The sequence below is a fragment of the Nonomuraea mesophila genome (assembly GCF_004352805.1).
GTDB classification, from domain to species: Bacteria; Actinomycetota; Actinomycetes; order Streptosporangiales; family Streptosporangiaceae; genus Nonomuraea; species Nonomuraea longispora.
Genome location: NZ_SMLD01000247.1, coordinates 1 through 10,365, shown reverse-complemented (window position 1 = coordinate 10,365; position 10,365 = coordinate 1). Strand labels below are relative to the sequence as shown.

At 72.9% G+C, this 10,365-nt stretch carries 7 protein-coding genes; 1 reads left to right on the top strand and 6 read right to left on the bottom strand.

What is annotated here, in order from left to right:
- Nucleotides 1-217 precede the first annotated feature (217 nt).
- From E1295_RS44865 to E1295_RS44840, 6 genes are all read right to left on the bottom strand, one after another.
- The gene (locus E1295_RS44865; RefSeq protein WP_132640987.1) at nt 218-3,259 is read right to left on the bottom strand and encodes a helix-turn-helix transcriptional regulator; all 3,042 of its coding nucleotides are present in this window, start codon (nt 3,257-3,259) and stop codon (nt 218-220) included.
- Between the two features lie 118 nt (nt 3,260-3,377).
- Nucleotides 3,378-3,812: a GNAT family N-acetyltransferase gene (locus E1295_RS44860; protein ID WP_132640985.1), complete on the bottom strand. Its 435-nt coding sequence runs from the start codon at nt 3,810-3,812 to the stop codon at nt 3,378-3,380.
- Between the two features lie 41 nt (nt 3,813-3,853).
- A complete protein-coding gene (locus tag E1295_RS44855) occupies nt 3,854-4,990 on the bottom strand; it encodes an acyl-CoA dehydrogenase family protein (RefSeq protein ID WP_132640983.1) in 1,137 nt (378 codons plus the stop codon).
- Between the two features lie 2 nt (nt 4,991-4,992).
- Nucleotides 4,993-5,898, bottom strand: coding sequence for a hydroxymethylglutaryl-CoA lyase (locus E1295_RS44850; RefSeq protein WP_132640981.1), 906 nt, complete (start codon nt 5,896-5,898; stop codon nt 4,993-4,995).
- Nucleotides 5,898-7,988, bottom strand: coding sequence for an acetyl/propionyl/methylcrotonyl-CoA carboxylase subunit alpha (locus E1295_RS44845; RefSeq protein ID WP_132640979.1), 2,091 nt, complete (start codon nt 7,986-7,988; stop codon nt 5,898-5,900). The genes E1295_RS44850 and E1295_RS44845 overlap by 1 nt, the downstream gene beginning before the upstream one ends.
- A gap of 8 nt (nt 7,989-7,996) precedes the next feature.
- Nucleotides 7,997-9,565 carry a carboxyl transferase domain-containing protein gene (locus E1295_RS44840; RefSeq protein WP_132640977.1) on the bottom strand — a complete coding sequence of 523 codons (1,569 nt, stop codon included), beginning with the start codon at nt 9,563-9,565 and terminating at the stop codon, nt 7,997-7,999.
- Between the two features lie 61 nt (nt 9,566-9,626).
- On the opposite strand from E1295_RS44840, the gene E1295_RS44835 reads away from it, so the two are divergent.
- Nucleotides 9,627-10,223 carry an SACE_7040 family transcriptional regulator gene (locus E1295_RS44835; RefSeq protein ID WP_132640965.1) on the top strand — a complete coding sequence of 199 codons (597 nt, stop codon included), beginning with the start codon at nt 9,627-9,629 and terminating at the stop codon, nt 10,221-10,223.
- The last annotated feature ends 142 nt before the right edge of the window (nt 10,224-10,365 follow it).

Sequence of the window (10,365 nt, the reverse complement as noted above, 5' to 3'; positions counted from 1 at the left end):
CAGGTGCGGCGCGCCACTGACGAACCCCTTCAGCCATCGCAGGCGCCCCCCTCGCACGCCTCGATGGGAAGACCGCCCCCCGCCGGCCGGCGCACCCCCACACCGTTGAGTAACGCCCCTCACCGGGCGGTGAACCCGACCACGGGCAGAGCGGTACGTCCACTCGCCGGGCACGGCCCGCCGTGGGGCCGGGCATGCTCTTCGAGCGGCCCCCGGCTCAGGTCACGGAGTCGAAGAGGTGGAGACGGTGGGCCGTGGCCGCGGCCTCTCCCCGGGTGGCGGCACCGAGCTTGGCCAGGATGTTGGACACGTGCACACTCACCGTCTTGACCGAGATGAACAGCGCCGCCGCGATCTCCCGGTTGCTCCGCCCGTACGTCACCTCCCGCAGCACCTCCAGCTCGCGAGCCGTCAGCCCCATCGGGTTTCCCTCGGCCGCCTCCTCCGGGCCCGCCAGCCTCGACCTGCGGCCGAAGACGTCGAGCCGCTCGGCCAACGGCGCCGCACCGAGCTGGGCCGCGAGCTCCTTCGATCGTGACAACCGTGCCGCGGCCCCCTGCCGGTCACCGCACGCGAGCGCGGCCTGGGCCGCCCGCTCCAGACACCGGGCCTCGGCGTACGGCTGCCGCAGCGCGGTCCACGCCTCCACGGCCGTGTCCCACCCCGTGAGGCGCCGCTGCGCGGTGAGCGCCGTCTCATCGGAGGGCAGGTCAGGCCCGATCAACGCGGTGAACGTCAGCCGCTGGGCTTGCTGGAGCGCCCCGTCGGCATGGAACTTCCCGGCCAGCGCACGCAGCCGCGGCAGGTAGAACGCCGCGGCTGCCGCAGCCGCCGCGCCCGGCGCGGACCCACCGCCCGGCGCGGACCCACCAGCCGACACCGACCCACCAGCCGACGCGGACACCCCGGCCGACGCGGGCGCGCCGGGACCCCCGGCGGGCGCGGGTGGCGCGACGGCGGTGAAGAGCCGGGCGAAGGTCACCAGCACCGGCCAGGCGTACCGCGGGCTGGCCGGCAGGTCGTGCTCGTCCAGCGCCCGCCCCGCCGTCTCCACCGCCTCGCCGATCCGCCCCTGGGCCTGCAGCAGTTCCACCTCCCTGCGCAGATGCGGAAGGAGCGCCTGGCCGCGGTGGGCCCCGCGGGACAACACCCTGCGCACCGGGTCGAGCAGCGTCTCCGCCCGGTCGTGCTCGCCCCGCGCGAGCGCGATGTCGGCGGCCAGCCCCTGCAGGCTGGCGCGGTAGGGCGCGGGCGGCGTGAGGTCGAGCGCGTGCTCGATCACCTGCAGCGCTTCGTCCCATCGGCCGAGCGACACCAGCGGCTCGGCCAGGTTGATCGACAGGAAGGCGCCGGACGTGCGGGCCAGGCCGTAGTGACCGGCTTCTGCCACGCCCTCGCGGGCGACCTGCGCGGCCCGCTCGTGCCGGCCCGCGCCCTCCAGCGCGTCGGACTCGGAGATCGCGCAGCGCATCAGCGCGTTGTACGCCCCTCCCTTCGAGGCGATGGCGCGGGCCTGCGCGAAGGCGGTGAACTGCTCCTCGATCTCGGAGTAGCCCCAGCGGGCCCAGGCGTAGTCGATCAGCGCGTGGGCCTCGATGTCGGCGTCGCCGATCTCGTGGCCGATCTGCCTGGCGAGCTGGGCGGTGGCCAGGCGTTCCGGCAGGTCCTCGGGCCGGTGGAGCATGCGGGCCAGGCTTTCGAGGACCTGGGCGCGGATCTTGCTGGGCTCGTCGGAGGCGACGAGCGCGGCGGCCTGGCGCAGATCGTCGAGGTGACCGGGGCGGCCCAGGTCGTAGCGGGTCAGGCCGCGCCGGCGCAGCACGCGGGCCCGGTCGATCGGGTCGGTGTCGTGGTCGACCGCGTCTAGGGCGGCGCCGGCCAGGGCGATGCTGCGCTCGTATTCGCCGGCGAGGTGGGCGACCGTGGCCGTCTGCCGCAGCACGCGGACGCGGACGGCGCCGATGCGCTCGGCCGCGTCGGGCACCTGGTCCCACAGCTCCAGCACCCTGGACAACATCCTGAGCTGCTCGTCGTAGGCGGCGGACTTGCGCGCCGCGGCGGCCGCGCGCCAGGCGCTGACCAGCGCCCACGTGGAGTCATGGGCGGCGTGCCAGTGGTGGGCGAGCTCGATCGCCCCGCGGGGGGCGGGCACGATCGACAGGTCGCGCTCCAGGGCCTCGGCGTAGCGCGTGTGCAGGCGGGTGTGCTCGCCGGGGAGCAGGTCGTCGTGGAGGGCCTCGCGGATGAGCGCGTGCCGGAAGGCGTAGCCCTCGCCGTCGACCACCAGGACGTTGCCCGCCACCGCCGGTCGCAGCGCACCGGTCAGGGTGCGCTCGTCGAGCCCGGCGACGGCGCTGAGCAGGTCGTGCTCGATGCGCTGGCCGCCGGCGCAGGCCACCCGCAGCAGCTCCTGCGTCTCGTCGGGCAGCCGCTCGACGCTCGCCAGCAGCAGGTCGCGCAGCGACTCGGGCAGCGCGTGGCCGCCGCTCTCGTCGCTCAGCAGCGCCTCGACGAACAGCGGGTTTCCCTCGCTGCGCGCGTAGATCAGGTCCATGTCGGCAGCGGACGGCTCGCGGTCGAGAATGCCGGCCGCCTGCTCCACGGCCTCCCTGCGGGTGAGCCTGCTCAGGGCGATGCGGCTCACCCACTCGATCCGGCCCAGCTCGGCGATGAGCGGGCGCAGCGGGTGGGTGCGGTGCAGCTCGTCGGAGCGGTAGGAGACGACGATGAGCAGGCGGGCCGCAGTGCGCTGGTAGCGGACGAGGAACGACAGCAGGTCGCGGGTGGAGCGGTCGGCCCAGTGCGCGTCCTCCACGACCAGCAGCACGGGACGCTCCTCCGCCAGCCGTTCGAGCAGGCCGAGAACCTGCTCGAACAGGCGGGCCCTGACCTGCGGCCCGTCCTTGTCGGGCTCGCCGAACTCCGGCAGCAGCCGCGCCAGCCCGCGCGTGGTGCCGCCGGGCACGAGCGCCGCGACCCCGTCACGGCCCAGCTCGCGCACGAGCCCGCGCAGCACGGCGGTGAACGGCGCGAACGGCAGACCCTCCGTGCCCAGCTCCAGGCACGCGCCGGCGAGCACCATGGCGTCGCCGGCGCGGCCGGTGAACTCGTTGATCAGCCGGGTCTTGCCGACGCCTGCCTCGCCGCCGACGAGGACCGTGGCCGACGCCCCGCCGCGCGCCCTGTCCAGCGCGTCGCCCAGAGCGGCGAGCTCACGGGCACGGCCGACGAACAGGGGGCTCACGGCGTGGATGCTCACGTCCCCAAGGATGCCATCCGGCGGTGACAGAAGACGCATCGCGGACGTGGCGCGGATCGGGCCGCACGGGATCCGGTGGCGGGCGGCCGTCAGGGCGGGCACCGCGGCACGACCGGGCTCAGCGCAGGACCTTGCGGAAGAAGGTGGCCGACGCCTCGTAGCCGAGCGCGTGGTAGAACTCCGGGGCCCGCCGCGTCGCCATGGCCACGTAGCCCGCCTCGCGCGAGCGGGCCCACGTCTCGAACTCCTCCAGCAGCGCCCGCCCGATGCCCTGCCGGCGGGACCCGGACCCGACCATGGCCTCCTCGACCCAGGCCACGGGGCCGTTGGCGAACAGCGTGAGGTGCACGAACCCCAGCAGGTAGCCCTGGACCCGCCCGTTCACGACGGCCGCGAGCAGCAGGGCGTCCTTGTTCGCCAGCAGCTCGGGCAGCGCGGAGTCGAAGGCCTCGCGCTCGGGCCTGAAGGTCAGGCCGAACTCGCGCGCCAGCGCGAACACCGCGTCCGCGTCCGGCTCCTCCGCCCTTCTGATCAGGAGATCGTCAGCCGTCATGATTGACGACACTAGATCGTCGCAGGTTCCCGGCGCAAACCTCAGAGGTCTCCCAGGCCCAGCTTGCGGGCGATGAGCATGCGCTGCACCTCGCTCGTGCCCTCCCCGATCTCAAGGATCTTGGCGTCGCGGTAGAAGCGCCCGACGGGGAACTCGTTCATGAACCCGTACCCGCCGAAGATCTGGGTCGCGTCGCGCGCGTTGTCCATGGCCGCGTTGGACGAGACCAGCTTGGCGATCGCCGCCTCCTTCTTGAACGGCTCTCCGGCCAGCATCTTCTCGGCGGCGTGGTGGTAGGCCAGGCGGGCGGTGTGCGCGCGTACCTCCATGTCGGCGATCTTGAACTGGATGGCCTGGTAGTGGCCGATCGGGTGGCCGAACGCCCTGCGCTCCCTGACGTACTTCAGGCATTCGTCGACGCATCCCTGGGCCAGCCCGACGCTGAGCGCGGCGATCGCGATGCGGCCCTCGTCGAGCGTCTGCAGGAACTGGGCGTAGCCCCGGCCGCGCTCGCCCAGCAGGTTGGCGGCGGGGACGCGGCAGTCGGTGAAGGACAGCTCACGCGTGTCGGAGGCGTTCCAGCCGACCTTGGAGTACTTCTTCGACACCGTGAACCCGGGCGTGCCGCTCGGCACCAGGATGGTGGAGATCTCCCGTTCGCCGGTGAGGGCGGCCACGCCGACGACGCCGGTGAGGTCGGTGCCTGCGTTGGTGATGAACGCCTTGGTCCCGTTGATCACCCACGTGTCGCCGTCGAGCACGGCCGTGGTGCGCATCCCGCCGGGCACGTCGGAGCCGCCGCCGGGCTCGGTCAGGCCGAACGCTCCCAGCATCTCGCCGGTGGCCAGCCTGGGCAGCCAGGTCTCGCGCTGCTCCTCGGTGCCGAACCTGAAGATCGGCATGGCGCCCAGCGACACCGCGGCCTCCAGGGTGATGGCCACGCTGGAGTCGACGCGGGCCAGCTCCTCCAGCGCCACGCAGAGCGCGAAGTAGTCGCCGCCCATGCCGGCGTACTCCTCGGGGAACGGCAGCCCGAACAGCCCCATGGCGCCCATCTGCCGCACGATGTCGTACGGGAATTCCTCGCGCTCGTAGTAGTCGCCGATCACCGGCGCGACGACCTCGCGCGAGAACGCCTCGACGGTCTTGCGGAGCTCTTCGTACTCGTCCTTGAGCATGGTCACCCTTTCGAAAGCGCCTGTACGACGCGGGATGGGCTGGGCCGGCCGAGCAGCTCCGCCAGCCAGACGCTGGTGGACACGAGCTTGCCCAGGTCGAGCCCGGTCTCGATGCCGAGCCCCCGCAACATCCACACGAGGTCTTCGGTGGCCAGGTTGCCGGTGGCGGACTCGGCGTAGGGGCAGCCGCCGATGCCTCCGGTCGAGGCGTCGACGGTGGTCACGCCGGCTCTGAGCGCGGCGAGGGTGTTGCTGAGCGCCTGCCCGTACGTGTCGTGGAAGTGCACGGCGAGCCGTTCGGGCGTACGGAAGGCGCCGATCAGGGCGGTGACGTGGCCGGGCGTGCCGACGCCGATGGTGTCGCCGAGCGACAGTTCGTGGCAGCCGAGCCCGAGCAGCCGCTCGCCGACCGCGACGACCTGCCTGATCGGCGTCGGGCCTTCCCAGGGGTCGCCGAAGCACATCGACACGTAGGCGCGTACCTTCAGCCCGTGGTCGAGCGCGCGGGCCACGACCGGCTCGAACATCTCGAACTGGCTCTCCAGGCTGCGGTTGAGGTTCTTCGCGGCGAACGTCTCGGTGGCGCTGGCGAAGACGGCGATCTCGTCGGCCTGGAGTTCGAGCGCCCGGTCGAGGCCGCGCAGGTTGGGGACGAGCACGGGATAGCGCACTCCCGGCTTCCTGCGCAGCCCGGCGAGCAGCTCTCCGGCGTCGGCCAGCTGCGGCACCCAGTCCGGGTGCACGAAGCTGGTGGCCTCGATGACCTTGTGGCCCGCGTCGGCGAGCCGGTGGATGAACTCGGCCTTGACCTCGACGGGCACGACGGCGGACTCGTTCTGCAGCCCGTCGCGGGGGCCGACCTCGTAGATCGTGACCTGCTGCGGAAGACCTTCCATCACGTACGGCATCACGCCTCCTCGGACTCGCGGCTGACCACCGCCAGGACGGCGTCCATGTCGACCGGCTGGCCCACCCGCACGGCCAGTTCGGTCACGGTGCCGTCGTGCGGGGCGGTGACCGTGTGCTCCATCTTCATGGCCTCGACGATGAGCAGCGGCTGGCCCTCGCCGACCCGCTCGCCGGGCTGCGCCTTGACCACCAGCACGGTGCCGGGCATGGGGCTGCGCACGGCGCCGTCGCCGGCCGCGGCGGCGCCCGGCCGGTCTCCCGGGTCGCCGATGAGGTGCCGGGTGAGCGCCCACGACGCGCCGTCCCTACCCAGCCAGAGCGTGTCGGCGTCGCGCGCGCACAGGTAACGCTCGGTACGGCCGCCCAGGGTGACGTGCAGGCGTACGCCGCCGGGGGCGTCGTCGATCGGCACGCGCGCCGGCCCCGCCGCCCCGTCGACCCGGACGCGCGCCGGCACCGCCTCGCCGTCGATCATGACGTCGGCCGCCTCCTCCGGCAGGCCGCGGACCCTGACCTCGTGCACGCCGTCCCGCGACTCCAGCCGCCACGTCGTCCAGGCCGGTTCGCCGACGCGCCACCCGTCCGTGACGTCCCACGGGTCGTCGCCCCGGGGCATGGCGTGGAAGACGAGCCCCGCCACGGCGAGCACCTCACCGGGCACCCCACCGGGCACCCCGCCGGGCACCTCGCCGGACGTCTCCGTGGCCGGCACCAGCTCGGGGAGCACCCGCTCGACCAGGCCGGTGTCCAGGTCCCCGGCCGCGACGGCCGGGTGGGCGGCGAGGGCGCGCAGGAACGGGATGTTGGTGACCACGCCGAGCACGGCCGTCCCGGCCAGCGCCCGGTCGAGCGCCGCGAACGCCGTCGCACGGTCGGGGGCCCAGGCGATGACCTTGGACATCATCGGGTCGAACGCCGTGCCCACGACGCCCCCCTCCGCCAGCCCCGAGTCGACCCGCACGACCGCTCCGCCCCCCGGGGTTCCGGGACCGCCGGCGGCCGGGTCGCCGGGCTCGCGCAGCGCCAGGACACGGCCTCCGCTGGGCAGGAAGCCGCGGGCCGGGTCCTCGGCGTAGACGCGCGCCTCGACGGCGTGGCCCGTGAGCCGCACGTCGTCCTGGCCGAACGGCAGCAGTTCGCCCGCCGAGACCCGCAGTTGCAGCTCCACCAGGTCGAGTCCGGTGACCAGCTCGGTCACCGGGTGCTCGACCTGCAGGCGGGTGTTCATCTCCATGAAGTGGTAGGCCCCGGTGGTGCCGTCCACGATGAACTCGACCGTGCCCGCCCCCACGTAGCCGACCGCGCGGGCGGCCTCCGCCGCGGCCGCTCCCATGCGGGCGCGCGTCTCGGGGCCGAGGAAGGGCGACGGCGCCTCCTCGACGATCTTCTGGTGCCTGCGCTGGAGGCTGCACTCGCGCTCGCCCAGGTGCACGACGTTGCCGTGGGTGTCGGCCATGATCTGGATCTCGATGTGCCGCGGGCTCTCGACGTAGCGCTCGATGAGCAGCGTGCCGTCGCCGAAGGCCGCCAGTGCCGTACGCCGGGCCGACGCGATCGCCTCGGGCAGCTCGGCGGCCGACCGTACGAGCACCATGCCCTTGCCGCCGCCGCCCGCGGACGGCTTGATCAGGGCGGGGAAGTCGTCCCAGTCCTCCAGGGAGGCGGGTTCGGCCCGGCCGGGCACCACGGGCACGCCCGCGGCCGCGACCGTGGCCTTGGCCCGGATCTTGTCGCCCATCGCTTCGACGGCGTCGGCGGGCGGGCCGACGAACACGAGCCCGGCCTGCGCGCAGCGCCGCGCGAACGCGGCGTTCTCCGCGAGGAACCCGTAACCCGGATGGACGGCCTGCGCCCCCGCTTCACGAGCCGCCGCGACGATCGCCTCGATATCCAGATATGTCGGCACCTCAAGGGCGATGTCCGCTTCGAGCGTGTGCTTCGCTCCCGCGTCGGCCGGCGTGTACACGGCCACCGACGTGATGCCGAGCCCGCGCAGCGTGCGGGCGATCCGTACGGCGATCTCCCCTCTGTTGGCGATCAGCACGGCCGTGAAGCCCGCCTGCCGCCCGGTGCTTCGCACGGTCTCCATTGCCTCGCTCACATCCTGAAGACGCCGTAACCGGCGGGTTCGAGCGGCGCGTTGGCCGCCGCGGACAGCGCCAGGCCGAGGACCGTGCGCGTGTCGACCGGGTCGATCACGCCGTCGTCCCACAGCCTGGCCGTGGAGTAGTACGGGTTCCCCTGGTGCTCGTACTGGGCCCTGATCGCGTCGGGGTCGGCGTCGCCCACGGTGGTGAGCACGTTCGCGGCCTGCTCGCCGCCCATGACCGAGATGCGGGCGTTCGGCCACATCCACAGGAACCTGGGCGAGTACGCCCGCCCGGCCATGGCGTAGTTGCCCGCGCCGAACGACCCGCCGATCACCACGGTGAACTTGGGCACCCGGGCGCACGAGACGGCGGTGACCATCTTGGCCCCGTGCTTGGCGATGCCGCCCGCCTCGTACGCCTTGCCGACCATGAAGCCGCTGATGTTCTGCAGGAAGACCAGGGGAATCCGGCGCTGGTCGCACAGCTCGATGAAGTGGGCGCCCTTCATGGCGGACTCGCCGAACAGGATGCCGTTGTTGGCGACGATGCCCACGGGATGCCCGTGGAGGTGGGCGAACCCGGTGACGAGCGTCGTACCGTACTCGGCCTTGAACTCCAGGAAGCGGGAGCCGTCGACGAGCCTGGCGATGACCTCGCGCACGTCGTAGGGCTGCCGGGTGTCGGCGGGCACGATGCCGTACAGCTCGCGCGGGTCGTACCGGGGCGGCTCCGGCGTGATCGTCTCCCAGGGGCGCTCGGCGCGCGGCGCCAGCGTGGAGACGATGTCGCGGACGATGGCCAGCGCGTGCGCGTCGTCCTCAGCGAGGTGGTCGGTGACGCCGCTGACCCGGGAGTGCAGGTCGCCCCCGCCGAGCTCCTCGGCGGTGACCTCCTCGCCGGTGGCGGCCTTCACCAGGGGCGGGCCGCCCAGGAAGATCGTGCCCTGGTTGCGGACGATGACCGCCTCGTCGCTCATCGCGGGCACGTAGGCGCCGCCGGCCGTGCACGAGCCGAGCACCGCGGCGATCTGCGGGATACCCTGGGCGGACATCGTGGCCTGGTTGTAGAAGATGCGCCCGAAGTGCTCGCGGTCGGGGAACACCTCGTCCTGCCTGGGCAGGAACGCCCCGCCGGAGTCGACGAGGTAGACGCAGGGCAGGCGGTTGTGCAGCGCCACCTCCTGCGCGCGCAGGTGCTTCTTGACGGTGATCGGGTAGTAGGTGCCGCCCTTGACCGTGGCGTCGTTGGCCACGACCACGCACTCGCGTCCCGAGATCCTGCCGACGCCCGTGATGATCCCCGCCGCGGGGGCCTGGTCGTCGTAGAGGCCGTTCGCGGCCAGCGGCGACAGCTCCAGGAACCGGGAGCCGGGGTCGAGCAGCCCGTCCACGCGGTCGCGCGGCAGCAGCTTGCCCCGTTCGACGTGGCGCCGCCGCGACCGCTCCGGGCCGCCGGGCGCGGCCGCCGTGAGCCGTTCGAGCAGTTCGGCCGCGAGCCGCTCATTGTGCTCGGCATGTCGTTTGTACGCCTCCGCGCCGGGCTCGGCCGCCGATCTCAGCACCGGCCACTCGCTCATAAGTCCCCTCCCATGGCTGGGATGTTAGTCATCATTAACGTAGTCGTCTAGCATGTGAGACGTGAGCACCGTCTCTCCATCTACCCGCAACCGCGGCAACCGGCGCGCGGAGATCCTGGAGGCGGCGGCCAGGCTGTTCGCCGCACGCGGCTTCCACGGGGTCTCGATCGAGGACATCGGCGGCGCGGTCGGCGTCTCGGGGCCCGCGCTCTACCGGCACTTCAGCGGCAAGGACGCCCTGCTGTCGGAGATGTTGCTGGACGTCAGCTCGCGGCTGCGCGAGTCGGCCGTCGCGGTCGCCACCTCCTCCCCCGGTCCGGCGGAGACGCTGGACGCGCTGCTCAACTTGCAGATCACGTTCGCGATCGAGCAGCCGGCCCTGATCACCGTGCACGACAGAGAGCTGGGCAACGTGCCCGAGCCCGCGCGGCGGCAGATCAGGCGGCTGCAGCGCCTCTACGTCGAGGAGTGGGTGACCGTGCTGGCCGAGCTGCACCCGGCCTGCCCGCCGGCGCGGCTGCGCGCCGCGACGCACGCCGTCTTCGGCCTGCTCAACTCGACGCCGCACAGCGCCGGCGAGCTGCCCGCCCAGGACATGCGGCCGCTGCTGCACACGATGGCGAGGGCCGCGATCGAGGCCTCGGTTAACGCGCGTTAACTTTCTCCGGCCAACCGGACATTACCTTGCCTATGCCAACTATCTAGATATATCGTCACGCTATCTCGATAGTTGGAGGCTCACGCATGCGTGACAACGACTTCTGGGACGCACCGCCGCCCGTGCTCCCGCCCGTCGCCCC

Bases quoted from the DNA above. Each gene is read 5' to 3' on its own strand.
- E1295_RS44860 (WP_132640985.1), bottom strand. From the start codon at position 3,812: ATGACGGCTGACGATCTCCTGATCAGAAGGGCGGAGGAGCCGGACGCG.
- E1295_RS44855 (WP_132640983.1), bottom strand. From the start codon at position 4,990: ATGCTCAAGGACGAGTACGAAGAGCTCCGCAAGACCGTCGAGGCGTTC.
- E1295_RS44850 (WP_132640981.1), bottom strand. From the start codon at position 5,898: ATGCCGTACGTGATGGAAGGTCTTCCGCAGCAGGTCACGATCTACGAG.
- E1295_RS44845 (WP_132640979.1), bottom strand. From the start codon at position 7,988: ATGGAGACCGTGCGAAGCACCGGGCGGCAGGCGGGCTTCACGGCCGTG.
- E1295_RS44840 (WP_132640977.1), bottom strand. From the start codon at position 9,565: ATGAGCGAGTGGCCGGTGCTGAGATCGGCGGCCGAGCCCGGCGCGGAG.